The organism is Streptomyces sp. OZ13, from assembly GCF_052068155.1.
In the GTDB taxonomy this organism is placed as follows: domain Bacteria; phylum Actinomycetota; class Actinomycetes; order Streptomycetales; family Streptomycetaceae; genus Streptomyces.
This window is the reverse complement of sequence record NZ_JBQHCZ010000012.1, coordinates 34,476-59,603: the sequence shown is the minus strand read 5'-3', so window position 1 is coordinate 59,603 and position 25,128 is coordinate 34,476. Positions and strand designations below refer to the sequence as shown.

At 70.1% G+C, this 25,128-nt stretch carries 27 protein-coding genes; 13 read left to right on the top strand and 14 right to left on the bottom strand.

Annotated elements, in window-relative coordinates; all coding sequences use genetic code 11:
• The gene (locus ACTMTU_RS24620; protein WP_441265661.1) at positions 1–894 is read left to right on the top strand and encodes a LysR family transcriptional regulator; all 894 of its coding nucleotides are present in this window, start codon (positions 1–3) and stop codon (positions 892–894) included.
• Here the strand turns inward: ACTMTU_RS24620 and ACTMTU_RS24615 are convergent.
• On the bottom strand, positions 851–1,810 hold the full coding sequence (locus ACTMTU_RS24615) for a DMT family transporter (RefSeq protein ID WP_441265660.1): 960 nt from the start codon (positions 1,808–1,810) through the stop codon (positions 851–853). The genes ACTMTU_RS24620 and ACTMTU_RS24615 overlap by 44 nt on opposite strands.
• Before the next feature lie 108 nt (positions 1,811–1,918).
• Here ACTMTU_RS24615 and ACTMTU_RS24610 point away from each other — a divergent pair, with 108 nt between their 5' ends.
• Positions 1,919–2,368 carry a nucleoside deaminase gene (locus tag ACTMTU_RS24610; RefSeq protein ID WP_441265659.1) on the top strand — a complete coding sequence of 150 codons (450 nt, stop codon included), beginning with the start codon at positions 1,919–1,921 and terminating at the stop codon, positions 2,366–2,368.
• An 8-nt stretch (positions 2,369–2,376) separates the two neighbouring features.
• On the opposite strand, the gene ACTMTU_RS24605 is transcribed toward ACTMTU_RS24610, so the two are convergent.
• The 8 genes from ACTMTU_RS24605 to hemL all read right to left on the bottom strand — a co-directional run bounded on the left by ACTMTU_RS24605 (position 2,377) and on the right by hemL (position 10,634).
• On the bottom strand, positions 2,377–2,892 hold the full coding sequence (locus tag ACTMTU_RS24605) for an SRPBCC domain-containing protein (protein ID WP_441265658.1): 516 nt from the start codon (positions 2,890–2,892) through the stop codon (positions 2,377–2,379).
• Positions 2,893–2,929: 37 nt separating this feature from the next.
• Positions 2,930–4,015 (bottom strand): c-type cytochrome biogenesis protein CcsB, encoded by a 1,086-nt coding sequence (gene ccsB, locus ACTMTU_RS24600; RefSeq protein WP_441265657.1) that lies wholly within the window; start codon positions 4,013–4,015, stop codon positions 2,930–2,932.
• Positions 4,012–5,685 (bottom strand): cytochrome c biogenesis protein ResB, encoded by a 1,674-nt coding sequence (resB, locus tag ACTMTU_RS24595; RefSeq protein ID WP_441265656.1) that lies wholly within the window; start codon positions 5,683–5,685, stop codon positions 4,012–4,014. Before resB ends, ccsB begins: the two co-directional genes overlap by 4 nt.
• A 4-nt stretch (positions 5,686–5,689) precedes the next feature.
• Positions 5,690–6,427, bottom strand: coding sequence for a cytochrome c biogenesis CcdA family protein (locus ACTMTU_RS24590; protein WP_189467105.1), 738 nt, complete (start codon positions 6,425–6,427; stop codon positions 5,690–5,692).
• A 31-nt stretch (positions 6,428–6,458) separates the two neighbouring features.
• On the bottom strand, positions 6,459–7,058 hold the full coding sequence (locus ACTMTU_RS24585) for a TlpA family protein disulfide reductase (RefSeq protein ID WP_441265655.1): 600 nt from the start codon (positions 7,056–7,058) through the stop codon (positions 6,459–6,461).
• 68 nt (positions 7,059–7,126) lie between these two features.
• Positions 7,127–8,374, bottom strand: a complete 1,248-nt coding sequence (locus ACTMTU_RS24580) for a hypothetical protein (protein ID WP_441265654.1) — start codon at positions 8,372–8,374, stop codon at positions 7,127–7,129.
• Positions 8,375–8,523: 149 nt separating this feature from the next.
• A complete protein-coding gene (locus ACTMTU_RS24575) occupies positions 8,524–9,171 on the bottom strand; it encodes a histidine phosphatase family protein (protein WP_441265784.1) in 648 nt (215 codons plus the stop codon).
• Positions 9,172–9,317: 146 nt separating this feature from the next.
• Positions 9,318–10,634: a glutamate-1-semialdehyde 2,1-aminomutase gene (gene hemL, locus ACTMTU_RS24570; RefSeq protein WP_441265653.1), complete on the bottom strand. Its 1,317-nt coding sequence runs from the start codon at positions 10,632–10,634 to the stop codon at positions 9,318–9,320.
• A gap of 116 nt (positions 10,635–10,750) precedes the next feature.
• On the opposite strand from hemL, the gene ACTMTU_RS24565 reads away from it, so the two are divergent.
• The gene (locus tag ACTMTU_RS24565) at positions 10,751–11,305 is read left to right on the top strand and encodes a hypothetical protein (RefSeq protein ID WP_182327717.1); all 555 of its coding nucleotides are present in this window, start codon (positions 10,751–10,753) and stop codon (positions 11,303–11,305) included.
• 153 nt (positions 11,306–11,458) lie between these two features.
• On the opposite strand, the gene ACTMTU_RS24560 is transcribed toward ACTMTU_RS24565, so the two are convergent.
• Entirely contained in the window at positions 11,459–12,061 is a 603-nt protein-coding gene (locus tag ACTMTU_RS24560) for a DM13 domain-containing protein (protein WP_441265783.1), read from the bottom strand.
• A 265-nt stretch (positions 12,062–12,326) separates the two neighbouring features.
• Between ACTMTU_RS24560 and ACTMTU_RS24555 the strand changes: the two genes are divergently transcribed.
• Entirely contained in the window at positions 12,327–13,202 is an 876-nt protein-coding gene (locus tag ACTMTU_RS24555) for a glycosyltransferase family 2 protein (protein ID WP_441265652.1), read from the top strand.
• A gap of 145 nt (positions 13,203–13,347) precedes the next feature.
• On the opposite strand, the gene ACTMTU_RS24550 is transcribed toward ACTMTU_RS24555, so the two are convergent.
• Positions 13,348–13,929: a TIGR03086 family metal-binding protein gene (locus ACTMTU_RS24550; RefSeq protein ID WP_441265651.1), complete on the bottom strand. Its 582-nt coding sequence runs from the start codon at positions 13,927–13,929 to the stop codon at positions 13,348–13,350.
• Between the two features lie 96 nt (positions 13,930–14,025).
• On the opposite strand from ACTMTU_RS24550, the gene ACTMTU_RS24545 reads away from it, so the two are divergent.
• From ACTMTU_RS24545 to ACTMTU_RS24535, 3 genes are all read left to right on the top strand, one after another.
• Complete coding sequence (locus tag ACTMTU_RS24545; protein ID WP_441265650.1) at positions 14,026–14,901, top strand: AraC family transcriptional regulator; 876 nt, start codon at positions 14,026–14,028, stop codon at positions 14,899–14,901.
• Positions 14,902–14,946: 45 nt separating this feature from the next.
• Complete coding sequence (locus tag ACTMTU_RS24540; protein WP_441265649.1) at positions 14,947–15,489, top strand: GNAT family N-acetyltransferase; 543 nt, start codon at positions 14,947–14,949, stop codon at positions 15,487–15,489.
• Positions 15,490–15,623: 134 nt separating this feature from the next.
• On the top strand, positions 15,624–16,349 hold the full coding sequence (locus tag ACTMTU_RS24535) for a Mut7-C RNAse domain-containing protein (RefSeq protein ID WP_441265648.1): 726 nt from the start codon (positions 15,624–15,626) through the stop codon (positions 16,347–16,349).
• A 129-nt stretch (positions 16,350–16,478) separates the two neighbouring features.
• Here the strand turns inward: ACTMTU_RS24535 and ACTMTU_RS24530 are convergent, their stop codons facing one another.
• Entirely contained in the window at positions 16,479–17,129 is a 651-nt protein-coding gene (locus tag ACTMTU_RS24530) for a TetR/AcrR family transcriptional regulator (RefSeq protein ID WP_441265647.1), read from the bottom strand.
• Between the two features lie 140 nt (positions 17,130–17,269).
• Here ACTMTU_RS24530 and ACTMTU_RS24525 point away from each other — a divergent pair, with 140 nt between their 5' ends.
• Entirely contained in the window at positions 17,270–18,772 is a 1,503-nt protein-coding gene (locus ACTMTU_RS24525; RefSeq protein ID WP_441265646.1) for an FAD-dependent monooxygenase, read from the top strand.
• Positions 18,773–18,796: 24 nt separating this feature from the next.
• Here the strand turns inward: ACTMTU_RS24525 and ACTMTU_RS24520 are convergent, their stop codons facing one another.
• Entirely contained in the window at positions 18,797–19,372 is a 576-nt protein-coding gene (locus ACTMTU_RS24520) for a hypothetical protein (protein ID WP_441265645.1), read from the bottom strand.
• A 121-nt stretch (positions 19,373–19,493) separates the two neighbouring features.
• Between ACTMTU_RS24520 and ACTMTU_RS24515 the strand changes: the two genes are divergently transcribed.
• From ACTMTU_RS24515 to ACTMTU_RS24505, 3 genes are all read left to right on the top strand, one after another.
• Positions 19,494–20,258 (top strand): SDR family NAD(P)-dependent oxidoreductase, encoded by a 765-nt coding sequence (locus tag ACTMTU_RS24515; protein ID WP_441265644.1) that lies wholly within the window; start codon positions 19,494–19,496, stop codon positions 20,256–20,258.
• Positions 20,258–20,791, top strand: coding sequence for a GNAT family N-acetyltransferase (locus ACTMTU_RS24510; RefSeq protein WP_441265643.1), 534 nt, complete (start codon positions 20,258–20,260; stop codon positions 20,789–20,791). Before ACTMTU_RS24515 ends, ACTMTU_RS24510 begins: the two co-directional genes overlap by 1 nt.
• Positions 20,792–20,948: 157 nt before the next feature.
• Entirely contained in the window at positions 20,949–21,833 is an 885-nt protein-coding gene (locus ACTMTU_RS24505) for a hypothetical protein (protein WP_441265642.1), read from the top strand.
• Between the two features lie 102 nt (positions 21,834–21,935).
• Here ACTMTU_RS24505 and ACTMTU_RS24500 read toward each other — a convergent pair whose 3' ends face one another.
• Positions 21,936–23,129, bottom strand: coding sequence for an RtcB family protein (locus ACTMTU_RS24500; protein WP_441265641.1), 1,194 nt, complete (start codon positions 23,127–23,129; stop codon positions 21,936–21,938).
• Positions 23,130–23,313: 184 nt separating this feature from the next.
• Between ACTMTU_RS24500 and ACTMTU_RS24495 the strand changes: the two genes are divergently transcribed.
• Together ACTMTU_RS24495 and ACTMTU_RS24490 are read left to right on the top strand one after the other, a co-directional pair.
• Positions 23,314–24,165 (top strand): DUF3558 domain-containing protein, encoded by an 852-nt coding sequence (locus ACTMTU_RS24495; RefSeq protein ID WP_441265640.1) that lies wholly within the window; start codon positions 23,314–23,316, stop codon positions 24,163–24,165.
• Between the two features lie 223 nt (positions 24,166–24,388).
• On the top strand, positions 24,389–25,105 hold the full coding sequence (locus ACTMTU_RS24490; protein WP_441265639.1) for a DUF3558 domain-containing protein: 717 nt from the start codon (positions 24,389–24,391) through the stop codon (positions 25,103–25,105).
• Positions 25,106–25,128: the final 23 nt, after the last annotated feature.

Sequence of the window (25,128 nt, the reverse complement as noted above, 5' to 3'; positions counted from 1 at the left end):
GTGGAGATCCGTCTGCTGGTCACCTTCGAGAAGGTCGCGGCCCACCTCAGCTTCACGCAGGCCGCGGCCGAGCTGAAGTACGCCCAGTCGAGCGTCACCAGCCAGATCCGCTCGCTGGAGAGCTCCCTGGGCACCGAGCTGTTCGACCGGCTCGGCAGCCGCATCCGGCTCACGGAGGCGGGCGAACGGCTGGTGCCCTACGCCCGCAGGATCATCGAGCTGTCCGAAGAGGCGCGGGCGGCCGTCGTCGAGACCGACGAACCGGCGGGCGCCATCACCATCGGCACCATGGAGTCGCTCACCTCCTACCGGCTCCCGGAACTGCTCGAGCTGTTCCACCACCGCTATCCCCGGGTCAAACTGTCGCTGCGCCCCACCCTGGGCGACGAGACCCGCCGGGCGCTGCGCCACGGCGTGTACGACATCGGCTTCCTGATGGAACGGGAGACGGAGCACACGGGCCTCAAGAGCGAGGTCCTGGCTCCGGAGCCGCTGGTACTGGTGGCCGCGCCCGGCCATCCGCTGGCGGGCGCCGGGGAGCTGGCCACCGCCGACCTGGCGGACGCCCAGCTGGTGGGCACCGAACCGGGCTGTCCGTACCGGGACCTCTTCGAGGGCGAACTGCGCGAGCGGACCGGGGCACCGCCGCCGTTCATGGAGTTCGGCACGATCGAGGCGACCAAGCGGGGTGTGGCCGCGGGTCTCGGGGTCGCGCTGCTGCCCCGGATGACGGTCCGTTCGGAGCTGGCGTCCGGGGCGCTGGTGGCGCTGCCGTGGGAGCCGCCGTTCCGGCTGCACACGCAGGTGGCGTGGCGGGAGGGGAAGCGGCTGCCCCGGCATGTGCGGCTGTTCATCGACGAGACGGTGCGGCTGGTGCGGGAGCAGGAGTCGTAGCGGGAGCCTTGGTCGTGGTGGAGCGGGCCACGGTGCGGGGCTGCCGGGCGCGGTTGATCCGCAGCGACGCCAGCAGGATCAGCGGGACGCCGAGCGCCTGGACCAGCCCGATGTGGTGCCCGTACACCGCCCAGTCGGCGACCATGGCGACGGCCGGGTAGACGAAGGCCAGCACGGCGATCTTCGCGGTGGCGAGCTTCTGGTAGGCCGAGTACATCAGCACGTACATGAGGCAGGTGTGGATCAGGCCGAGGCCCACCAGCCAGGCCCAGCCGGTGCCGAGGCCGCTCACGGCCGCGAAGTCGGCGAAGGGCAGCAGCAGCGGGATGCCGACCAGCACCTGCACCAGCGCGACCAGATGCGGCTTCACACCGGTGACACGCTTGGTGATCACCGTGGAGACCGCGTAGAACAGCGCGGCCAGCAGGGCGAATCCCAGCCCGGCGAGCGGGCCGGGGTCCGTGGGGCTCACGCCGGAGACGAGGACGAGACCCGCGAACGCGACGCCGAGCCAGCCGAAGGTCGCGGCGGTCAGCCGCTCCTTGAACAGCAGCGCGCCGAGCAGCACCACGTAGAACGGCTGGGTGTGGTAGACGACGGTCGCGAGCGAGATGGACGACTCCTCGTACGCCTCGAAGAGGAACACCCAGTTGAAGACGATGAACACGCCGCCGAGCGCGGCGAGCGCCAGCTTCTTCGGCGTGAAGGCGTGGTCGGTGAAGTAGCCGCGGGCCAGGCAGTAGGCGCCGAGGGCGAGGGCGCCGAACAGGCAGCGGAAGAACACGACCTCGAACGGGGAAGCGCCCGACTCGACGACGAAGATGCCGAGGGTGCCGGAGAGCACCATCGCCAGGGTGAGTTCGACGGTGCCGCGCCTGGTGGCGTTCGCGGCGGTCTGCGCGGTCTCGGTTGTCATGTCTGTGAAGCTACGAGCGGCACACCTGGGCGGTCCACGCGCCAGTGGGGCGTCCTGCCGATGGGCCCATAGGCGCGTCCGATGGGTCCCGGAGCGGAGAGGAAGCGCATGGCACAGGACCTGTACGGGACATGGCTGGAGACGGCAGTGGCGGAGGCCCGGGCCGGCCTCGCGGAGGGCGGCATCCCCATCGGGGCGGCGCTCTTCGGCGCGGACGGCACCCTCCTCGGCCGTGGCCGCAACCGCCGTGTGCAGGACGGTGATCCGTCGGCGCACGCCGAGACGGAGGCGTTCCGTGCCGCGGGGCGGCAGCGTTCCTACCGCGGCACGACGATGGTGACGACCCTGTCGCCGTGCTGGTACTGCAGCGGTCTGGTGCGGCAGTTCGGCATCTCGCGGGTGGTGATCGGCGAGGCGGAGACCTTCCACGGCGGCCACGACTGGCTGGCCGGGAACGGCGTGGAGATCGTGCTCCTCGACGACCCGTCGTGCCGGTTGATGATGCGTGACTTCGTCGCCGCGAGCCCAGGTCTCTGGCAGGAGGACATCGGCGCCTGAGGGCGGCGTTACGCCGTGGTGTAGTAGTCCCGCAGTTCCTGCCGGCGCTTGGGCGTCCAGCCGGCCCAGTCGGTCGTCGGCCTGCCGCCGAGGGCGTCGTCGAGCAGTTCGAAGTGGTTGTGCCAGCAGGCCAGGCAGTCCGGCAGCACGTCGTCGTCGCAGCGCAGTCCGTTGGTGAAGCGCACCACGGTGCTGCCCTCCCGGTGCGGTTCGAGGTGGAAGCGGATACGGCCGTGGACGGAGACGGTGTACTCGGCGACCCGCTCCACGTCCCAGGCGGTGACATGTCCTTCGGCGACGGTGTGCCGGCCCTCGGCGTCCGCGTCGAGACGGCGGAGCCGCACCGCGCCGCCGACTCTCGGTTCGAGTACGTCGGCGGCGCAGAGCCAGGTCGGCAGCCCTTCGGGCGTGGCGACGGCGGCCCACACCGGAATCACCGGATGCGGCAGGTGGAGTTCGTACCGCAGCAGGTGAGTGCCGTCGTCCCGGGTCTCGACGCTGCCGTGGGGGATTACGTCACTCATGCCTCCAGCGTCACCCCTCGGCGGCGCGGGCGCTACCTCACTCCACGCCCGCGTACGAGTGCAGGCTGTTCACGAACATGTTCACGCCGTAGTAGTTGAACAGCCAGCAGGCGAAGGCGATCAGCGCCAGGTACGCGGCCTTGCGGCCCTTCCAGCCGGCCGTCGCACGGGCGTGCAGATAGGCGGCGTAGGCGACCCAGGTGATGAACGACCAGACCTCCTTGGCGTCCCAGCCCCAGTAGCGGCCCCACGCGTCGCCGGCCCAGATCGCGCCGGCGATGATCGTGAACGTCCACAGCGGGAAGACGGCCGCGTTGACGCGGTAGGAGAACTTGTCGAGCGACGCGGCGGCCGGCAGCCGCTCCAGGACCGAGGAGGCGAAGCGGCCGGGCTTGCCGCCGCGGTCCAGCTTGGCCTCGTAGGAGTCGCGGAACAGGTAGAGCACGGTCCCCACGGCGCCGAGATAGAAGACCGCACCGCAGAAGATCGCGGTGGAGACATGGATCCACAACCAGTACGAGTCCAGGGCCGGGACGAGCTGGTCGCTCTCCGTGTAGAGCCAGGTGACGGCGATGCCCAGGTCGAGCAGCACGGTCGTGACCAGCGGCAGTCCGGCCCAGCGGACGTTCTTCTTGGCGAGCAGCAGCGCCAGGTACACACCCACGACAACGGTCGAGAACGTCGTGGAGAACTCGTACATGTTGCCCCACGGCGCCCGCTGCACCGACAGGGCGCGGGAGGTGACACCGGCGGCCTGGATCAGGAACGCGAGCGTGGTCAGGGACACGGCGATGCGGCCGTACAGGTCGCCGCTCTCGGTGCCGCCGTGCGCGCCCGGGCCGTCGGGGACGTCACGGGCGCCGCCCGCGGTCCGGGTGACGACCTTCGGCTTCTCCAGGACGGCGGTGCCGCCGCCCTTGACCTGGATCTTCGGGGCGTCGGCCGGGGTCTTCCGGTCGGGGGAGGTCAGTGCGGCGGCGGTACGGGCCACCTTGCTGCGGCTGCCGAGCGTCCACTCGGCGATGTGCGCGAAGAAGGCCAGCGTGTAGACGGCCATCGACGAATAGATCAGATAGTTGCTGATCTCCGCCAGGTTCGCGTTGGTTGCGGCGGCGAGCGTCACTTCTCAGCCCCTTCGGCAGGAACTTCTACGGGTTCAGACGCGGTCGGCGCCTGTGCATGGAGGGTCGCGGCCAGCTCCGCCAGCTCCTCGGGGAGCTTCGCGGACTCAGCTCGGCCGAGGCCGGCCATCTCGACCACGGTCACACCGTCCGCGCCGCGCACCGCGCGCACCCAGACGCGGCGGCGCTGGATGAACAGTGAGCCGATCAGACCAGTGATGGCCGCGATAGCGCCGGCCAGGGCCCAGCCGTTGCCGGGCTGCTGAGAGATCTGGAAACTCGCCCACTCCTTCACCTCGTTCTCGAAGGTGATGGAGCCGGCGCCGTCGGGGAGCTTCATGGTCTCGCCGGGCCGCAGGCGCTGCTTGAGGATCTCCCCGTCCGCGTCCTTGAACTGCTCCATCTTGCGGGTGTCGAGCTGGTACACGTTCTGCGGCAGGCCGGCGTCGACGCCGAGGCTGCCGTGGTAGCCGGTCAGCGCGAGCACCGGGTACTCGAGCCCGGGGAACTGGGAGAACATGTCGCCGTGTCCGGCGCCCGCGAACGTCGGCACGAAGAAGGCCTGGAAGCCGAGCTGGTCCTTCTTGCCGTCCTTGTCGCGGTAGCCGTCCATCACCTTGATGGCGCCGGTGGAGGTGACGTTGGAGTCGATCGGCAGCAGCGGCACGGCGCCGCTGGAGACGACCTTGCCCTTGCCGTCCCTGACGGTGACGACGGGTGCGTAGCCGTGCGACAGCAGATAGACCTTGGTGCCGTCGACCTCGAGCGGCTTGTTGACCTCGATGACCGACTTCCGCGCGGGACCGTCGCCCTTGGACCAGGTGACGGCCGCCTCGTAGGTGCGCGGGGTGCCCCGCTGCGGGCCGTCCTTCGCGTACGTCCCGGTGAAGCTGTCCAGGCTGAAGCTGAACGGCACGAGTTCATCGGTGTCGAACAGCGACCCGGACTTGAAGTCGTCGTACTGGATGAGCGTGTTGGAGAAGCCGTCGCCCTCGACGATCAGCTTCCCGCCCTCGGACTTGAACAGCGTCCCCGTGGCGAACGCCACCAGCATCACGATCAGCGACACATGGAAGACGAGGTTGCCCGCCTCGCGCAGGTAGCCCTTCTCCGCGGCGACGGCGTCGCCTGCCGCGTCGGCCCGGAAGCGGCGCTTCCTGAGGATCGCGAGGGCCGCCTCGCGCACCTGCTCCGGATCGGTCCCGGTGCGCCAGGAGGTGTACGCGGGCAGGCGGGTGAGCCGCTTCGGCGCGCCCGGCGGCCGGCTGCGGAGCTGGCCGACGAACTGCCAGCTGCGCGGCACGATGCAGCCGATGAGGGAGACGAACAGCAGGATGTAGATCGCGGAGAACCACACCGAGCTGTAGACGTCGAAGAACTGGAGCTTCTCGTAGACCGGCGTCAGGAGGTCGTGCTGCTTCTTGAACGCCTGCACCTTGAGCTCGTCCACGCTGTTCTGCGGGACGAGGGAGCCCGGGATGGCGCCGAGCGACAGCATGAACAGCAGGATCAGCGCGACCCGCATGGAGGTCAGCTGACGCCAGAACCAACGGACCCAGCCGACGACGGAGAGCGTGGGCCCGCCGATCGCCTGGTCGGCCGGATTCTCCGTGGGGGCGGTGGACAGCTGCGCTCCGGCGTCGCCGAGGTCGCGCTCTTCGGTCTTGCTCATGAACTCAGATCCCCACCGTGAAGCCGTTCGACCATCCCTGCATCTCCTGCACCAGGGTGTCCCATGCACCTGTGAGCAGCAGCAGACCGGTCGCGATCATCATGATCCCGCCGATCCGCATCACCCATGTGTAGTGCCGCTTGATCCAGCCGAAGGCGCCGAGCGCCTTGCGGAAGGCGACCGCGGCGACGATGAACGGCAGACCGAGACCGAGGCAGTACGCGACAGACAGTACGGCCCCGCGGCCCGCGCTTCCCTCGTTGAGCGCGAGGGCCTGCACCGACGCGAGGGTCGGGCCGATGCACGGCGCCCAGCCCACTCCGAACAGCGCGCCGAGCAGCGGCGCGCCGACCAGGCCGGTCGCGGGCTTCTTGTGGAAGCGGAACTCGCGCTGGGTGAGCCAGGGCATCAGCCCCATGAAGAACACGCCCAGCAGGACCATCAGCACGCCGAGGACCTTGGAGAGCACGTCCCGGTGTCCGAGCAGGGTGTTGCCGAAGTAGCCGAAGAAGGCGCCGCCGGAGACGAAGACGACGGTGAAGCCGAGGACGAACAGCGACGCGCCGACGACCATCCGGCCGCGCCGGGCGTCGGCCAGGTCGGTGCCGGTGACGCCGGTCACATAGGAGAGGTAGCCGGGCACCAGAGGCAGGACGCACGGCGAGAAGAAGGAGACGAGTCCGCCGAGCACGGCGATGGGCAGCGCGAGGAGCAGTGCGCCGCCGAACACCGTCTCGTTCATGCCGGACGCTGCGGACAGAACTTCCACAGGATCACTTCTCCGCGATCAACGGGTCGATCATCTTGCGGAGTTCCTCGTCGTCGAGCGCCTTGAGCGAACGCGCCGCGATCTTCCCTTCCCGGTCGAGGACGATCGTGGAGGGAATGGCCTGCGGGTTGAGGCTGCCCTTGGGGAAACCGTTGACGATCAGTTTCCCGATCGGGTCGTAGAGGCTCGGATATCCGACGCCGTAATCCTTCTCGAAGGCGAGGGCGGGGCCCTTCTGCGGGTCGCGGGTGTTGATCCCGACGAACTCGACGCCGTCCGCCTCGGTCTCCTTGGCGACCTTCGCGAAGTAGGGCGCCTCGGAACGGCAGGGGGCGCACCACGATCCCCAGACGTTCATCACGACGATCTTGCCCTTGAGGTCGGCGATGTCGAGGCGCCCGCCGTCGAGGGTCTCGCCCGCGAGTTTCTTGGGGGCCCGGCGCTCGCCCTTGGCGACCGTGTCGATGCCGCCGGTCCCGGTGACGAAGTTCGTGTCACCGCCGCCTCCGGACTTCCCACCGTCGCCGCAGGCCGACAGGGTGAGCGCACCTGCGGCGACCAGGGCGGTCAGCAGGGCGGCGCGGGGGGCACGGCTAAGGCTCATGTGAAAAGTTTCGCATGAGCCCGGCGGGGATCTTCCGCACCCCCCTGCGTGCCCGTTAAGGGCCGTTGTCAAGCGGCCTTAAAGAATGCGTTCCAGCCGCCCGCCGGCGACTGACCGGTCCCGAGCGTACGCAGCTTGGCGAGCACCTGCGGATCCTGCACATCGAGCCAGTCGCAGAACTGCCGGAAGGACACCAGCCGTACGTCCTTCTTGCCCGCCATGCCTTTGAGCGCTTCCTCCACGGCCTCCATGTAGATGCCGCCGTTCCACTGTTCGAAGTGGTTGCCTATGAAGAAGGGTGCGCGATTGGTCTCGTAGGCCCGCTGGAATCCGGCGAGATAGGCGTCCCGCGCCTGCTTCTTCCAGCCCGGATAGCGGGAGGGCATGCCGTTGGTCGAGTTCTTCGACTGATTGGCCAGCATGTTGTAGTCCATGGACAGGACTTCGAAGGTGTGGCCGGGGAACGGGACGGACTGGAGCGGCAGGTCCCAGAGGCCGAGCTTCTTCCCGGGCCACATCTGGTGGCCGCCGGGTGAGCTGGCGTCGTAGCGCCAGCCGAGCCGCTTGGCCGTCGGCAGCAGATTGTCCTGGCCGAGCAGGCAGGGGGTGCGGCCGCCGACGAGTTCCTTGCGGTAGTCGAAGGGCAGCGGGTCGATGTCGTGCCAGCCGCTGTTGGTCCGCCATTCGGTGACGAACTTCACAGCCTGGTCGATCTCGCTCTGCCAGTCCGCGGAGGTCCAGTTGCCGACGGATCCGGAGCCGCCGCAGAAATGCCCGTTGAAGTGGGTGCCTATCTCATGGCCGTCGAGCCACGCCTGGCGTATGCACTTCAGGGTGTCCTTGATGTGGTCGTCCGTGAGATAACCGATGTCGGACGCGCCGATGGTGTTGTTGGGCGGCCGGTAGAGCGACTTCTTCGATTCGGGCAGCAGATAGATGCCGGAGAGGAAGAAGGTCATTCCCGCGCCGTGGTCCCTGGCGAGTTCCAGGAAACGGGGGAAGAGGCCGTTGCCGACTTCGCCCGCGCCGTCCCAGGAGAAGATCACGAATTGCGGCGGTGTCTGGCCCGGTTCGAGCGGGACGGGTTTCTGCGGCTGGTGCGGCTGCTTTCCCGTGTCGGCGGTGGAGCCGTCGCCGATCAGCCGCACGGGGTTCTTCGACGGGGAGGGGCTGCTGCTGCCCTTGCCCTGGCCGACCCCCTCGGCCGGGTCGGTACGTCCGCCGCCGAAGCCGTTGGAGCCGCAGCCCGCCACTCCGATGGCCGCTGCGGCCCCAAGTCCCGCTCCCAGCAATCCCCTTCGGCTGATCTCCCGCATATCGTCCCCATCCGCGCTCTCCTGGTCACGAGAGCAGTTGCTCGAACCGGCGAACAAACCGGCACAAGCTGAGATGCGCTGTGGAACTCGCGGGTTCCGGGTAACTCTGCTTATTTTTCTTCAATACGGGTGATCGAATGCGGGACCGGCTATGCGCCGAATGCCTTGCTCTTCCCCTTCACCGGCTTGGCGCCGGCGAGGAGATGCGGCGGCACGAGATCGCGCGCCGGTTCCGTGTATCCCACGGAGACGATCCGGTCGCCCTCGTACGTGAAGGTGGTCAGCGAGGCGAGTGTGCACTGCCGGCGCCGCGGGTCGTGCCACAGCCGGCGGCGCTCCACGAAGCTGCGCAGCGTCCAGATGGGCAGCTGGTGGCTGACGCACACGGCTTCGTGACCGCGCGCCGCGTCCCGTGCCGCGTCCAGCGCCGCCATCATCCGCACGACCTGGTCCATGTACGGCTCGCCCCACGACGGGCGGAACGGGTTTGTCAGGTGCCGCCAGTTGCCCGGCTTGCGCAGCGCGCCGTCGCCGACGCCGAACGTCTTGCCCTCGAAGACGTTGCCCGCCTCGATCAGCCGCTCGTCCGTCTCGAGAGCGAGGCCGTGCCCCTTGGCGATGGGCATGGCCGTCTCCTGCGCGCGCTCCAGCGGCGAGGCGACGACATGGGTGATGTCCCGGCCGGAGAGGTGTTCGGCGACCCGGTCGGCCATCTGGCGCCCGAGCTCGGAGAGGTGGTACCCGCTGCGGCGGCCGTAGAGGACACCGTCGGGGTTGTGCACCTCACCGTGGCGCATCAGGTGCACGACGGTGATCTCGCCGGCCTCGCGCCGGACGTCCCCGTCCGTCGCCGCGGCGCGCTCCAGCGCCGCCTCGACGGCGCTGTCCCCGGCCGTCAGGGCGCCGGAGTCGGCGCCCCCCGTGGGGCGGTGGCTGCCGGCGCTCACGCCGTGGCCTCCGCGGCGGCGCGGGCGGCGGCGGGCAGGGCCGCGGCGATCCGCTCGATCGCCCGCTCGTCGTGCGCGGTCGACACGAACCAGGACTCGAAGGCGGACGGCGGCAGGTAGACGCCCTGGGAGAGCATCGAGTGGAAGAAGGCGTTGAAGCGGAACGCCTCCTGCTTCTTGGCGTCCTCGTAGTCCCTGACCTCGGTCGGGGTGAAGAAGACGGAGAACATGTTGGACGCCGTCTGCAGCCGGTGGGCGACGCCCTCCTTGCTCAGCGCCTCCGTCACCAGTGCCCGGATCTCCTTCGAGACCGCGTTCACCTTGTCGTAGGCGGCGTCGTCGAGGAGCCGCAGCTGTGCGAGACCGGCGGCGGTGGCGACCGGGTTACCGGACAGGGTGCCCGCCTGGTAGACCGGGCCCGCCGGGGCGAGGTGCGCCATGACGTCCTTGCGGCCGCCGAACGCCGCGGCGGGGAAGCCGCCGCCCATGACCTTGCCGAAGGTCATCAGGTCGGGCGCGACACCGTCGACGCCGTACCAGCCGGCCTTCGAGGTACGGAAACCGGTCATCACCTCGTCGGAGATGTAGAGCGCGCCGTTCTGCGCGCACGCCGCCTTGAGGCCCTCGTTGAAACCGGGCCGCGGCGGGACGACACCCATGTTGCCGGGCGACGCCTCGGTGATCACACAGGCGATCTGGCCGGCGTTGGCGTGGAACGCGGCGTGCACGGCCTCGAGGTCGTTGTACGGCAGCACGATGGTGTCTCCGGCCTGCGCGCCGGTGACCCCGGGCGTGTCGGGCAGGCCGAACGTCGCCACTCCCGAACCGGCGGCGGCCAGCAGGGCGTCCACGTGCCCGTGGTAGCAGCCGGCGAACTTGATGATCTTGGGTCGGCCGGTGAAGCCACGGGCCAGCCGGATCGCCGACATGGTCGCTTCCGTACCGCTGGAAACCAGCCGAACCTGCTCGACGGGCTCGACACGGGCCACGATCTCCTCGGCGAGGGCGACCTCTCCCTCGCCCGGTGTGCCGAACGACGTGCCGCGCGCGACCGCGGCCTGCACCGCCTCGATCACGGCCGGGTGGGAGTGCCCGAGGATCATCGGCCCCCACGAGCACACGAGGTCGACATACTCGCGCCCGTCGGCGTCGGTGAGGTACGGACCGGTACCGGACACCATGAACCGGGGCGTACCGCCCACAGCACGGAAGGCACGGACGGGAGAGTTCACGCCGCCGGGCGTCACGAGGGACGCGCGGTCGAAAAGCGTCTGCGAAACTGGGGCGTCATAGGGAAAGCTCACGGAATCCATGGTCTCAGAGGCTCGGACGTATCTGCGGACAGGTGTTTCACCGCACGTTCGTGGGGGAGGTCACTGTCACGATGATCGGGTTGCGCGGCGGGGGCTGCGAGTGGTCGGGTGGAGATATGCATCGCGGTGGCGGACTGGGCGAGGGGACCGACGACCTGGGTCCTGAGCCTGCCCGGCGCGGAAAGCACCGGCGAGGCGAAGGGGACGAGCCCGCGGGAGGCAGGAGCGGCCGAGTGGGGGTGACCTACAAATACTTCGGCGCGCCCGACGGAGCCACCGCGGCCCGGGTGCCGATTTCGATGCGCCCCGAGGAGCTCGGCGGCGACGAGCTCGGCATGGGCGGAATGTTCACGAAGATCAAGCCGGAGACCATAGCGGCCATGGTTCTCACCGGCATCCAGGGCATGCCGCTGAACAAGGTGCCGCCGCTGGAGCTCGTCGTACTGCACCCCGACTACGCGGTGGTGAAGCTGCCGATGACCGTGGTCGACCCGCTGCGTGGCATCGGCGAGGAGTCGGTGGGTGCGGCGGCGTTCATATGGTCGACGGTCCCCGACCGGGGCGGGCCCAGGGACGCGTTCAACGTGTACCAACTGCTCCATGAATGGCAGGACTTCTCCCACCGGCTGCACGAGGCGGGGCATCAGCCGTATTGCCTCGTCTGGCCCTGAACGGGCGTTTTGCCGGGCGACGGCCGGATGTCCGACCTAGCCCCGACCCCGCCCCCCGACCACAGTTCCTGACCTGGCCCGGACCGTGCCCGGCCGCCTGCTCACGGCCCTGACGTGCCCTGGCGTGCCCGCGCTCGACCTGTCCGGTCGGCGTCAGACGCGGCTGAGTTGCGCCGCGCCGAAGGACACGTCGAAACGGTCGCACCAGATGGTCACGCTGTTGTAGCGGGCCGGGTCGGTGCCGGCGGGCAGGGCGTAATTCTGGTCGCCCTTGTTCCCCTTGAGCTTGCCGAGGCTCACGTGGGCCCCGTCGTCGAAGACGTGCCAGCCGGCCCGGCCTTCCTTGACCGGTGCGTCCGTCAACCAGACGTGCAGGTCGGGGCCGTTGCTCGTGTCCAGGTTCTCCAGCCGGACGGTGTAGGAGCCGTCGGGCAGCCGGAGCAGCCGGACGGTGCCGGACGTCTCGTGCTCGTGGCTGATCAACTCACCGGCCGCCACCTTCGCCGGACCGGGCGGAGTCGACGGCGACGCGGGCGCCGACGCCGAGGGCCCGCTCGGCGCGGCGGACGGCGGCTCGGCGGCCCCGCCCGACGGCGAGGCACCGGCCGACGTCCCCGGCAACGCCTCCTGCACCGTCTCGTCCTGCCAGATCTTCCACGGCTGGAACCAGTACAGCCCCACGACGGCCGCCAACACGACCACGACCACGACGGCGATACCGGCCGGCCTTGCGAGTACCGAGCGCATGCGTCCCATTGCCATCCCCACCTCCTAGAACAGCTGTTACAGGTCCCATTCAACGAGATCCCGCACTGCCATGGAGCCGGGAAGTCATGACGGTTCCCTTACGCCACGGCACGCACCGGCGCGACGGCCGGCCGCGCTGCCCCTCTGTCGTCCGTCCGCTCCGCCGTTCCCGCGTCTTCCGCGGCCGGAGCGCGCCACGTCGCGAGGCGTGCCCGGGCGGGCCCTCCCGCGGCTGGCATCATCGGCATCCAGCCGACCACTGGAGTTCGCCGCCATGCCACTGCCGCGCATCGGAGTCGTCATCGTGACCATGGGCACGCGACCGCGTGAACTGGACGCACTGATCGCATCGGTGGTCGGACAGGACGTTCCCCCGACGCGGATCGTCCTGGTCGGCAACGCGACTCCGCTCACCGATGTGTCGGCCGAGGTGACCAAGATCCCGCTGGAGGAGAACCTGGGCTGCCCCGGCGGGCGGAACGTCGGGCTGCGGGCCCTGCTCGACGCGGGTGACGTCGACGTCATCGTCGAACTCGACGACGACGGCCTCCTCATCGCCGACGACGTGTTCCGCAAGGTGCAGCAGCTGTACGCGGCGGATCCGGCGCTCGGGATCGTGTCCTTCCGGGTCGCCGACGAGCTCGGCGAGACGCAGCGACGGCACGTGCCACGTCTGCGGGCCGGTGACCCCATGCGGCGCGGTCCGGTGACCGCCTTCCTCGGAGGTGGCCATGCCCTGTCGGCACCGATGCTCACCGAGATCGGCACCTGGCCGGGGCACTTCTTCTTCTGCCACGAGGAGACCGACCTCGCCTGGCGCGCCCTGGACGCGGGCTGGAAGATCCTCTACGAACCCGACCTCGTCCTCCAGCACCCCAGGACCTCCCCGGCCAGGCACGCGGTGTACCACCGCTTCACCGCCCGCAACCGGGTCTGGCTCGCCAGGCGCCGGCTCCCCCTCCCCCTGGTGCCGGTCTACCTGGGCGTGTGGATCCTGCTCCACTTGGTGCGCACCCGTTCCGTTTCCGGGCTGGGTGCCTGGGGCGCCGGGCTGCTGGAGGGCGTGCGCACACCGTGCGGCGGCCGTCGGCCGATGAAGTGGCGCACGGTGTGGCGCATGACCCGACTCGGCCGGCCTCCGGTCATCTAGCCCGGCCCCGGCCGAACGCGCCTCCGACGTCCCGCCGCCGGCCGAGCGCGCCCGGGAGGTCCCGCGGAGGGACCGCTACGGCCGTCGCTTCCGGTCGTCCGCCGTCGGCCGAGCGCGTCCGGACGAGATCCCGCGGAAGGAGCCGCTACGGCCGCCGCCATTCCGGGTCGCGGCCGGTCAGGGCCAGCAGACGGTCGAGGTCCGGCGCCCCGGCGCCCCCGTCGGGCAGGGGGAACTCCTCGCCGAAGGCGCCCATCTTGCGGCCGGTGGGGGCGAGCTCGGCACAGGACCGGAGCGCTTCGGCGACGACGACCGGGTCGGGCTCGTACTCCTGCCCCGTGGCGCGGGCGAGATCCCAGGCGTGCACGGTGAGGTCGTCGAGGGCCATCCGGCCGACGGTGCCGGCCGGCAGCCCCATCGCGCCCGACGTGCCCTCCTCGGCCCCGGGTTCCGCCCATGCCTTCACCAGTGCGGCGGTCTCCCTCTCGAAGGCGGCACGCCAGTCGCCGTGTCCGACGTAGTCCGGTGCGACGGAGAAGTCCGTTTCCTTCTTGGCCGCCAGGGCCTGGAAGTTGACCATGACCTGGAACAGGTGGTTCGCGAGACCGCGCACGTCGTACTCGGCGCACGGGGTGGGGTGGTCGAGCTGTTCGTCGGTGATGCCGCACACCACCGGAACGGAGCGCTCCGCGGCCGCTGCGAGCAGTTCACTGAGGGGTTTCGTCATGGGGTCACGGTAGGCAGCGTCACCATGGCCGCGTATTGAAAAAACGCGACACCCCGCTCGGAGGGACGCGCCACCTGGCGGTCCTAGGATCGGAGAATGACCGGTCCGCGACGCGACACGAGAGGCATCGTGGAGGCCCGTGAACTCTTCGCGCGGGTCCGTTTCCGCCGGCGCGAGCCCGCGCCCGCCCTTCGCCCGTATCTCGAGCACTACTGGCTGATCGACTGGGATCTGACCGAACCGTACGCCTCCCATGTGGTTCCCCATCCGTCGGTCAACGTGGTCTTCCAGCGGTACGACGACGAGCCCGCCCACGCCGAGGTCGCCGGCATCGGGCTGGAGCTGTTCACACACAAGCTGGCCGGGCGGGGCCGGGTCTGCGGGGTGCAGTTCCGGCCCGGCGGCTTCCGGCCGTTCGCGCCGGACCGGCCGGTGTCGGACTGGACGGGGCAACGGCTGCCGTTCGGTGACGTACTGCTGCCGGGCCGGGACGAGGAGACGCTACGCGCCGCCGCGCACGCCGTCGTGGACCCGGACGACGAGGACGCCAGGGTGGCCGCGCTGGACACGTTCCTGCTCGGGCTCGGCCCGCGGCCGGACCCCCGGGCGGAACACGCCATGGAGCTCGTCGAACTGGTCCGTACCGACCGTTCCGTGCGACGCGTGTCCCAACTCGCCGGGGCTGCGGGCCTGTCGGCCCGGTCCCTGCAGCGTCTCTTCGCCGGCTGGGTGGGTGTGGGGCCCAAGTGGGTCATCCTGCGCTACCGCATCCACGAGGCACTGGAGCGCGCCGAGCAGGCCGACGAACGGACCGGTGGACCGGCCGGCGAGACACCGGGCCGACCGGCCGGCGGTGTCGACTGGGCCGCGCTCGCCGACGACCTGGGATACAGCGACCAGGCGCATCTCGTAAGGGACTTCACGGCGACCGTCGGCGTCCCCCCGTCGGCGTACACCAGGGCAGCGCGGTAGCCGCACGGCCGGGCCGCTGTCGTACCCGGGCCCTACAGTGCGGACATGGACGGCAAAGCGATCCCGGTACGAATCGAGCCCTGGTCCGAGGACGACCTCGACCTGCTCCGCGCGGCGAACGCCCCCGAGCTGATGGACCATCTCGGCGGCCCGGAGACGGAGGAGCAGCTCCTCAACCGCCACCGGCGGTACGTCGACCTGAGCGCCGACCGCACCGGGCGCGGCCGGATGTTCCGCATAGTCCTGGAGACCGGCGGGCGCCGCGGCGGCGAGGCCGCGGGCACGGTCGGCTTCTGGGAGCAGACCTGGGAGGACGAGCAGGTCTACGAGACGGGCTGGAGTGTGCTGCCCGCGTTCCAGGGCCTCGGGATCGCGACGGCGGGGACGCTGGCGGTCGTCGAGGCGGCGCGGGCCGAGCGGAAGCACCGGTTCCTGCACGCCTTCCCGTCCGTCTCCAACGGCCCGTCGAACGCGGTGTGCAGGAAGGCGGGCTTCTCCCTCGTCGGCGAGTGCGACTTCGAGTACCCGCCGGGCAATCTGCTGCGCAGCAACGACTGGTGCCTCGACCTGGGGCCGACGGGCGGGTGAGCCGGCCGCGGCCGGTGCGGGGCGGCCAGTGAGGCTCGGCGGGTGAGGCGCCGGGCCGGTGAGGGCCGGCCGGTGGGGTGCGGGCCGGGGAAAGCGCTGGCCGCTCCACCGCGGCCTTTGACATGCTGGGCGCTGTGAACGGACCGGAGATCACCATCGACGTCGCCCCCGAGCTGCGTCTTTTCGTGCCGTCGGACTACCGCCGGGGCCGTACGGCCCTGACCACCGACGGCTCCTCGACGCTCGGCCATGTCGTGGAGTCCCTGGGCGTGCCGCTCACCGAGGCGGGCCGGCTGATGGTCGACGGCCGCCAGGTCCCCACCTCACACATCCCGGGCGCGGGAGAGCACGTCGAGGTGCGCGGCGTGGACCGTCCGCAGGAGGTGCCCGGCGCCCCGCTCCGCTTCCTCCTCGACGTCCACCTCGGCACGCTGGCCCGGCGGCTCCGTCTGCTCGGCGTCGACGCGGCGTACGAGAACGAGGACATCGGCGACCCGGCCCTCGCCACGCTCTCCGCCAAGGAGCGGCGGGTGCTGCTCTCGCGCGACCGCGGGCTGCTGCGCCGCCGCGAGATCTGGGCCGGCGCGTACGTGTACAGCGACCGGCCCGACGACCAACTACGGGACGTGCTCCAGCGTTTCGCCCCCACGCTCGCGCCTTGGACGCGCTGCACGGCCTGCAACGGCCCCCTGAAGGAGGCCGACAAGGACTCCGTCCAGGAACAGCTTCAGCACGGCACGCAGCGCTCGTACGACGTGTTCGCCCAGTGCACGGCCTGCGGCCGGGTGTACTGGCGCGGCGCGCACCACGCCCGCCTCGAGGCGATCGTCACCGACGCGCTGCGCACCTCGGGCGCGTAGGCCCGGCAGCTTCGGAGCAGGACCGGCAGGCCTCGAGTGCAGGACCGGCAGGCCTCAGGGCCGCCCCTGCGTCGCCGGCCGTGTTCCCGGCCCCGCGTACGACACGGCCTCCGCGCCCGCTCCCGACCGTCAAGACGGCCTCGGTTCCACTCCCGACCGCTCCGACGGCCTCGCTTCCGCTGCCGACCGCTCCGACGGCCTCACCTCCGTGCACGGCTCCGTGAGATAGCGCTGCACGGTCGGGGCCAGCCAGCTGACGACCTCGTCGCGCGTCATCTCCACGGCGGGCGGGAACCGCAGCACGTACCGGGCCATCGCCATGCCGAGTATCTGGGAAGCGATGAGCGCCGCGCGCCGGGGGGCCTCCGCGGGATCGGGGCACAGAGCGACGGCGACCGGGCCCAGCTGTTCGCGGAAGATCGCCCGGGTCCGCTCCGCGGCTGCCTCGTTCGTCACGGCCGCGCGCAGCAGCGCCGTCAGGACCTCGTCCTGCTCCCAGCGATCGAGAAAGTGCGTGACGAGAACCGCTCCCGCATGCCGGGCGGGGAGCGCGCCCAGTTCGGGCAGGCGCAGATCGAACTCGGAGGCGACCGCGAAGAGCCCCTCCTTGTTGCCGTAGTAGCGCATCACCATCGACGGGTCGATCCCCGCGTCGCGGGCGATCGCGCGGATCGTCGCCCGCTCGTACCCGTCGGCGGCGAAGCGCTCGCGGGCGGCTTCGAGGATCGCGGCCCTGGTCACGTCCGACCGGCGGGGTGCGCCGGGTGCTTCCGTCGTCATGCCAACAACTGTAGGCCAACAGGTGTTGACAAGCCAGAGCCGGGCTCCCTAGAGTTGCCAACAAGCGTTGACCAACACATGTTGGCCCACAAGCGTTGACCATCGGCGCAGCCCTTCGGCGCCCGGATCAGGAGGCGGCCATGACCGGCAGGCCCAGCACCGGAAGCACGAACGTTCACCGCACCTCGCCAAAGACCACTCCGGCCACCGACCCCGCTCATGTCGGCCCGGGCTCCGGGTTCGACACCGATGTGCTGGTCGTAGGGGCAGGCCCCACCGGGATGCTGCTCGCCGGCGACCTGGCCGCCGCGGGCGTCAGCGTCACCCTCCTCGAACGCCGCCCCCACGAGCGAAGCAACATCACCCGCGCCTTCGGCGTGCATGCACGCACCCTGGAGCTGCTCGACGCCCGCGGCCTCGCCGACGAACTGGTGCGCCACGGCACCCCCATCACCGGCCTCAGGCTGTTCCGGCGCCTCTCCCTCGACCTGTCCCGGCTGCCCTCCCGCTTCCCGTTCCTCCTCATCACCCCGCAGTACGAGGTGGAGAAGCTGCTGGAGCGCCGCGCCCTGGCCGCCGGCGTCGACTTCCGGTACGGGACGGAACTCACGGGCCTGGAGCTTTCCGGCTCCTCCGTCACCGCACTGGCGACGGACGCGACCGGCACGCGGACCCTTCGCGCGCGTTATGTGGTCGGCGCCGACGGCGTGCGCAGCGCCGTGCGCGAAGCCATCGGCCTGCCCTTCCCCGGCGTTTCGGTGATCAGGTCCATCGTGCTCGCCGACGTCAAGCTCGCGGAAGAGCCCGCCGGTCTCCTCACGGTCAACGGCGTGGGGGACGCCTTCGCCTTCATCGCCCCCTTCGGCGACGGCTGGTACCGCGTCATGGGCTGGAACCGCGACCGTCAGGTGGCCGACGACGAACCCGTCGACCTCGACGAGGTCCGCGACATCGCCCGCCGCGCCCTCGGGACCGACTTCGGGATGCACGACGCCCGCTGGATCTCCCGCTTCCACAGCGACGAACGCCAGGCGCCGTCCTATCGCAAGGGCCGCGTCTTCCTCGCCGGCGACGCCGCGCACGTCCACTCCCCCGCCGGCGGTCAGGGCATGAACACCGGCCTCCAGGACGCGGCGAACCTCTCCTGGAAGCTCGCCTCCGTCGTCCTGGGCCGCGCCCCCGACCCCGAAGTCCTGCTCGACAGCTACGAGTCGGAGCGCCATCCGGTCGGCGCGGCGGTGCTGCGCAGCAGCGGTGCCATCGTGCGCCTCGCCATGGCCCGCACCCCGCTCCACCGCGCGGCACGCTCACTGGCCGCCGCCTTCCTGAGCGCCGTCCGCCCCGCCTCCGCAAAGGCCATGGGCATGGTCTCGGGCATCGGCATCTCCTACGGCGCACCTCGCGGCTCCCACCGCCTGACCGGACGGCGCGCACCCGACCTGCGGCTCGCGGAGGGCCGGCTCTACGAACTGCTCCGCGAGGGCGACTTCGTCCTGGTGGGCCCTCCCGGCAGCGAGCCCGACGTCCCGCCCGTCCCCGGCCGCGTCATACGGGCGCACTGGGCGACGGACCGGCGCACCGCGCTCCTCGTCCGCCCCGACGGCTACATCGCCTGGGCGTCGGGAGCCGGCACACCGCGGTGACCCGGCAGGCCGGGGGCCCGGCCGTCAGAAGACGTACGGGTCCCCGGTGGCCGGGACCAGGACCCGGTGCTCGTCGTTCACCGGGTTCCGGTCGCTCGCCCCGCCGTTCCACGCGGTGGCGACGTGCAGCACGACCTCGTGCGGACTCCCGGCCGTGCCCAGTTCCAGTCCGAGCGTCCGGCCCGGCCCGTCCGCGGGCAATGCACCCGTCGCGCACAGCAACTCCCGCTCGGCGGCCCGCAGGCACCCGCGCGGCAGCTTCGGCGTACCGGCCGGCGGCACGGACAGGGTGAGCCGCACGGTCACCCCGGCGAGGCCGGAGGGCCCGTGGTTCAGCGTCGTCACAGAGATCGCGATCCGCCCGTCGGTCAGCGACACGCGGCCGTGGTGCGCCACGTCGGCCTCCGGCGCGATGCCCGCGGCACTCCGGCCGCCCACACCGCCGTCCGGACCCCCGCCGCCGACGCCCGCGACGTTCCCGCCGTCCACACCGCCGCCATCCGCGCCCCCGCCGCCCACGCCCGCACTCGCCGCCCCCGCGCCGATCAGCAGCAGTACGGCTGCGGCCCCCGCCGACAGGGCCCTTCGCATCGCATACATGAGCCAGAAGATACCTATTGCCCGAAAATACGGCTGATTGCCAGGGAACTCCGGCGCGTCCTGCCGATTTATTCTGGCGGCGTCGCGATCACCATCGATCACACGCGCGAGGAGCTACGACATGAGCACCGCTGGGACACCCGTCGCCGTCGTCACCGGAGCCAGTAGCGGCATCGGTGCGGCCACCGGGCGCCAACTGGCCGCCGCCGGCTATCACGTGGTCCTCACCGCCCGCCGCAAGGACCGCATCGAGGCGCTGGCCGCCGAGCTCACCGCCGCCGGCCACCGGGCCACCGCCCACCCCCTCGACGTCACGGACCGCCCCGCCGTCGACTCCTTCGCCGCCGGCCTCGAGCGTTGCGACGTCCTGGTGAACAACGCGGGCGGCGCCCTGGGCGCCGACCCGGTCGCCACCGGCGATCCGGCCGACTGGCGCCGTATGTTCGAGGTCAACGTCATCGGCACGCTCAACCTCACCCAGGCGCTGCTCCCGGCGCTCACCGCGAGCGGTGACGGCACGGTCGTGATCCTCTCGTCCACCGCGGGCCTCAGCACGTACGAGGGCGGCGGCGGTTATGTCGCGGCCAAGCACGGCGAGCACGTCCTCGCCGAGACCCTCCGGCTGGAGATCGTCGGCACGCCGGTCCGGGTGATCGAGGTCGCCCCGGGCATGGTCAGGACGGAGGAGTTCGCGACCACCCGCTTCCGCGGCGACACCGACAAGGCCGCCAAGGTCTACGCGGGTGTGGCTCAGCCGCTCACCGCCGACGACGTGGCGGACACCATCACCTGGGCCGTCACCCGCCCGCCGCACGTCAACATCGATCTCCTGGTCGTCAGGCCCCGCGCCCAGGCGTCCAACTCGAAGGTGCACAGGGAGCTGTGATGACCGACGGCCCGACCTTCACCCGGCTGACCCCGGACGCGCTGCCCGCCGCCGCCCCCGATCTCGCCGCGCTGCTCCTCGACGCGGTGGACGACGGCGCCTCCGTGGGCTTCACCTCGTCCCTCACCTCCGCACAGGCCGAGGCCTGGTGGCGCTCCCTCGCCCCCGACCTCGCCGACGAACGCGTGGTCCTCTGGGCCGCTCGCGACGGCGGCCGGCTCATAGGCACCGTCCAGCTCAGACTCGAGACGTCCGCCAACGGCCGGCACCGCGCGGAGATAGCCAAGCTCCTGGTCCACCGAGCGGCCCGCGGGCGCGGCAGCGCCCGCCGTCTCCTCGCCACGGCCGAGGCCTTCGCCGCCGCGTCCGGCCGCACCCTGCTGATGCTGGACACCCAGACCGGCAGCGCGGCGGAGCGCCTCTACCGCACCTCGGGCTGGTCGGCCCTCGGCACGCTTCCCGACTACGCCGCCGACCCGTCCGGCACGCTGCGCCCGACGACGTTCTTCCACAAGTCCCTGAGCGAGAGGTAACGGGCCCGGGATCAAGGCTCACTCGAAAGAACCAACTTACGGCAACAGTTGTCCGCTGAACGGACATGCGAAATACGCTCATCTTCGACAGTACAGCTGGTGGCCCGGACGGCCATCCTGGCCACCAGCCTCACCACCAGGAAGAACGGAACTTCCCGTGGCTGAGGATGAGCCTGGCGCTGCCCTGTTCACGCCAACCGACATCTCCAGCGTCGGCGCATCACCTTTCATGGACCTCCAAGATCCCCGCTACGCCTACATGTTCGGCTTCCTCCAAGCCGACGGATGCCTCACACAAGGGGTCGGCCAGAAAGGGCGATTGACGGTAGAGATCAGCATTCGGGACATCGGAGTCCTCCGACAGTTCCAGCGACTGACCCCGTACAACAGCTCCATTCGAGAACGCACACGCCGTACCAACTTCGCCGAGGCCCACCACTCGGCAATCTGGACTCTCTGTTCACTGAGCGCCAGAACACAGATCAATCGACTCGGCCTGCCGTACGGCAGGAAGTCAACAAAGATCACGCCTCCCCGAGTTCCTTTCTCCCGGCGGGACTACCTGCGAGGCATCATCGACGCAGACGGATCCGTCGGTTACACCGCACAGGGTTTCCCATTTCTCTCGCTGACCACGGCAAGCACCGCAGTGGGGGCCTATCTCTGCCGCTATGCAGTGCAGGTCACCGGTGCCCAGCGCGTCATCAAGCGCAACCAGCGCGACGGGATCTACAACATCCTCTACACCAAGGAAGCAGCCCAGCGTCTCGGCGCAGACCTGTACTACCCGGGCTGCCTGGCTCTGGAGCGCAAGCGCGACGCATGCGCGTCACTCGCCGAATGGGAGCGACCGGCTGGTATGAGAACCGCTCCCGACCGCCGCCGTTGGAAAGAGTGGGAGGACCGCATTCTGCTGGACCACGGCGACGGAGCGAGCGGAGCCGAAGCCGTCGGTCGTACAGAGCGGAGTTGCGAGGTACGGCTGTGGCGCCTGCGTACCGGAAGAGCACCGACACCGTCGGTCGAACCCGAAGGGTTCTGAATGAACAGAGTGACTCGGCGCTGAACTCCAACGAAATGAGGGCAGAGTCCCGGACTGGCGAACAGTCCGGGACTCTCCATGTCGAGGGGTGCCGCGCGCCGGCTAACCCTTGACGCAAATGACCTGCTTCAGCTTCGCGACGACCGCCACGAGGTCCCGCTGCTGGTCCATCACTTGCTCGATCGGCTTGTACGCGCCCGGGATCTCGTCCACGACGCCCGAGTCCTTACGGCACTCCACGCCTCGTGTCTGCTCCTCCAGGTCCCGCGTCGAGAAGCGGCGCTTCGCCGCGTTGCGGCTCATCCTCCGGCCCGCGCCGTGTGACGCCGAGTTGAAGGATGCTTCGTTCCCCAGGCCCTTCACGATGTACGAGGAGGTACCCATCGATCCAGGGATGATCCCGTACTCGCCCGAACCGGCACGGATCGCTCCCTTTCGGGTAACCAGGAGCTCCAGTCCCTCGTACCGCTCCTCCGCCACGTAGTTGTGGTGACAGCTGATCTCCGACTCGAAGCCGACCTTCGCCTTCCTGAACTCCCTGCGGATTACTTCCTTGAAGAGCCCCATCATGACGGCACGGTTGTACTTGGCGTACTCCTGGGCCCAGTAGAGATCATTGCGATAGGCCGCCATCTGCGGGGTGTCCGAGATGAAGACGGCGAGATCACGGTCGACCAGTCCCTGATTGTGCGGCAACTTCTGGGCCTCACCGATGTGGTACTCGGCGAGCTCCTTACCGATATTCCTCGACCCCGAGTGGAGCGTGAGCCACACCGACCCACGCTCATCGAGCAACAGTTCGATGTAATGGTTTCCGCCGCCCAACGTCCCCATCTGCTTGGTGGCCCGCTCCCGGCGGAACTTCACCGCGTCGGCCACGGAGTCGAACCGCTCCCAGAGTCCGTCCCAGCCGCCGGTCTGGAGGCCGTACACCTTCCCGGGGTCGACCATCTCGTCGTGCATGCCGCGCCCGACCGGGATGGCCTGCTCGATCCGGGTACGGAGCCGCGAGAGGTCGCCCGGCAGGTCGTTGGCCGTCAGCGACGTCCGCACCGCCGACATGCCGCAGCCGATGTCCACACCGACGGCGGCCGGACAGACCGCACCGTGCATCGCGATCACGGACCCCACGGTGGCGCCCTTGCCGTAGTGCACGTCCGGCATCACGGCCAGGCCCTTGATCCACGGCAGCGTGGCCACGTTCCGCAGCTGCTGCAGCGCGACGTCCTCGACCGTCGAAGGGTCGGTCCACATACGGATCGGGACCTTGGCGCCCGGCATCTCCACGTACGACATATTTACTCGATTCCCCCGGAACAGCGTGAAACGCAAATGACGTGACCAATGACGGCGAAAGACTCGACAGACCGGCGGCCACGGCGGCGTGTGCGATAGACATTGTGTCCATCGGCCTCCGAACGGCGGCAACCAGTTTTCGCCGTGACAGCGGCGCGGAGCACAGACAGAAGGGAGCCCGGGCGTGCAACGAAAGGCGTACGTGCCCGGCGTGGCGGCGCTTCTCGCGGCGCTCGTGACCGGCTGCACCGCCGGCGACGGCACCGAAGGCTCCGACATCGACGCCAAGGTCAACGGTGCCAAGGCCTCCGCGGCACCCCCCGGCAAGTACCGCACGCTTCTCGAGCCGTGCGGGTCCGTCGAGCGTTCCACGCTGAAGGACCTGCTGCCGGGCACCGTGACGCTCCCCGAGGAGCAGCAGCAGAAGGTCCTGCGCGGCACCGCCGCCGTCACCTACGACACGGACCGCCGCGTCGCGTGCAGCTGGAAGGGCGACGCCCCGGACGCCTCCCACCAGCTGCGGGTCGACTTCGAACGCGTCGTCTCCTACGACCCGGCCGTCAGCGACGACGACCGTGCGCAAGAAGTCTTCGAGAAGAAGCAGAATTCCGCTTCCGTTCCGATCGCGCCCCTGAAGGACGAGCCGGAGACGGACGGCGCCTCGCCGTCGGCCACCCAGAGCCCGTCGGCAGGGAGTTCGAGCGGCGCCGGCCCGGCCGCCGGAGCGTCCACGGACACGGCGGCCGGGGCTTCCGCGTCCGCCGGTACGTCCTCCTCCGCTCCCGCTCTCGAGGGCCTCGAGCCCCGGGCGCTGGACGGGCTCGGTGACGCGGCGTTCCTGGACGACGTGCTCGGCCGCGCCGGTTCCACGGTTCAGCGCCGCACCGTGAGCGTGGTGTTCCGCACATCCAATGTGATCGTCACCGTCGTCTACGGCGAGCAGCCGGCCGTGACGGGAGGAGTGCCCGACAGCAAGGAACTGCAGGAAAAGGCGCGGAGTCTGGCCCGGAACCTGGCGGAGCAGTTCGACGAGTGAGCGGCCTCGCGGCCCGGGTTGCGCCGTTTTCGCGTTCAGCGGTCCGGCACACAGTTGTGGCGGGTCCGCGTACGGTGGCCTCGCCGGTGCGTCCGGTGGCCGCCCCGACGGACCGGCTGCCCGGCCCACCGACTGCCTGACCGATCGACCGAGTACCTGATCGACCACGTGCCCGACCGACCGAGTACCTGACCGACCGAGTACCTGACCGACTGAAGGAACCATGCACCGTTCAGCCCCGCGACTCACCCGCATATTCGCCTGCGCCGCCGTCCCGGTGATGCTCGTCGTCGCAGGCTGCTCCTCGGACTCCGACAGCGCTTCCAAGGGCTCCGCCTCCTCCGCCTCCGCCACTCCTGAGGCCAAGAAGTCCCCGACGGTCGCTCCCGCCAAGTTCAGCAAGCTGCCGAGTCCGTGCGACTCGATCGCGGAGAAGACGATCGAGGACCTGGTGCCGGGCACCAAGTCCAAGGGCGGCACGGCCGGCAAGTCGTCGGACATCGCGCGGCGCGGCAGCTGTTCCTGGAACGGCCTGGACGACAACGGCGTGAAGGGCTCCCAGTACCGCTGGCTCGATGTCTCGTTCCTGCGTTACGACTCCGACGCCTCGCTCGCCGTGAGCGGCGAGCAGCGCGCCGTGGAGTCGTACGCCAAGGAGATCGCGAAGGCCAAGGGCACCGAGGGTGCCAAGGACGTCAAGACGTCACCGGCACCGGGTGTGGGCGACGAGGCGACGACGGTCAACTACACGCTGCGCAAGACCGACGAGGACTTCACCTACGCCACGATCGTGGCCCGCACCGAGAACGGTGTGGTGACGCTCACGTACAACGGCACGGGTTACGCGGGCGCGAAGAATCCGTCCGCCGCCGATCTGACGAAGGACGCCCTCAAGGCCGCCAAGGAGGCAGTGGCGTCGGTCGCCACGGCCAACAAGTAGTACACAAGTACGTAACGCCGGGA

Coding starts and splice junctions, on each gene's coding strand:
- ACTMTU_RS24615 (WP_441265660.1), bottom strand. CDS start 1,810: ATGACAACCGAGACCGCGCAGACCGCCGCGAACGCCACCAGGCGCGGC.
- ACTMTU_RS24610 (WP_441265659.1), top strand. CDS start 1,919: ATGGCACAGGACCTGTACGGGACATGGCTGGAGACGGCAGTGGCGGAG.
- ACTMTU_RS24605 (WP_441265658.1), bottom strand. CDS start 2,892: ATGAGTGACGTAATCCCCCACGGCAGCGTCGAGACCCGGGACGACGGC.
- resB (WP_441265656.1), bottom strand. CDS start 5,685: ATGAGCAAGACCGAAGAGCGCGACCTCGGCGACGCCGGAGCGCAGCTG.
- ACTMTU_RS24590 (WP_189467105.1), bottom strand. CDS start 6,427: ATGAACGAGACGGTGTTCGGCGGCGCACTGCTCCTCGCGCTGCCCATC.
- ACTMTU_RS24585 (WP_441265655.1), bottom strand. CDS start 7,058: ATGAGCCTTAGCCGTGCCCCCCGCGCCGCCCTGCTGACCGCCCTGGTC.
- ACTMTU_RS24580 (WP_441265654.1), bottom strand. CDS start 8,374: ATGCGGGAGATCAGCCGAAGGGGATTGCTGGGAGCGGGACTTGGGGCC.
- ACTMTU_RS24575 (WP_441265784.1), bottom strand. CDS start 9,171: ATGCGCCACGGTGAGGTGCACAACCCCGACGGTGTCCTCTACGGCCGC.
- hemL (WP_441265653.1), bottom strand. CDS start 10,634: ATGGATTCCGTGAGCTTTCCCTATGACGCCCCAGTTTCGCAGACGCTT.
- ACTMTU_RS24565 (WP_182327717.1), top strand. CDS start 10,751: ATGCATCGCGGTGGCGGACTGGGCGAGGGGACCGACGACCTGGGTCCT.
- ACTMTU_RS24560 (WP_441265783.1), bottom strand. CDS start 12,061: ATGGGACGCATGCGCTCGGTACTCGCAAGGCCGGCCGGTATCGCCGTC.
- ACTMTU_RS24555 (WP_441265652.1), top strand. CDS start 12,327: ATGCCACTGCCGCGCATCGGAGTCGTCATCGTGACCATGGGCACGCGA.
- ACTMTU_RS24550 (WP_441265651.1), bottom strand. CDS start 13,929: ATGACGAAACCCCTCAGTGAACTGCTCGCAGCGGCCGCGGAGCGCTCC.
- ACTMTU_RS24545 (WP_441265650.1), top strand. CDS start 14,026: ATGACCGGTCCGCGACGCGACACGAGAGGCATCGTGGAGGCCCGTGAA.
- ACTMTU_RS24540 (WP_441265649.1), top strand. CDS start 14,947: ATGGACGGCAAAGCGATCCCGGTACGAATCGAGCCCTGGTCCGAGGAC.
- ACTMTU_RS24530 (WP_441265647.1), bottom strand. CDS start 17,129: ATGACGACGGAAGCACCCGGCGCACCCCGCCGGTCGGACGTGACCAGG.
- ACTMTU_RS24525 (WP_441265646.1), top strand. CDS start 17,270: ATGACCGGCAGGCCCAGCACCGGAAGCACGAACGTTCACCGCACCTCG.
- ACTMTU_RS24520 (WP_441265645.1), bottom strand. CDS start 19,372: ATGTATGCGATGCGAAGGGCCCTGTCGGCGGGGGCCGCAGCCGTACTG.
- ACTMTU_RS24515 (WP_441265644.1), top strand. CDS start 19,494: ATGAGCACCGCTGGGACACCCGTCGCCGTCGTCACCGGAGCCAGTAGC.
- ACTMTU_RS24510 (WP_441265643.1), top strand. CDS start 20,258: ATGACCGACGGCCCGACCTTCACCCGGCTGACCCCGGACGCGCTGCCC.
- ACTMTU_RS24500 (WP_441265641.1), bottom strand. CDS start 23,129: ATGTCGTACGTGGAGATGCCGGGCGCCAAGGTCCCGATCCGTATGTGG.
- ACTMTU_RS24490 (WP_441265639.1), top strand. CDS start 24,389: ATGCACCGTTCAGCCCCGCGACTCACCCGCATATTCGCCTGCGCCGCC.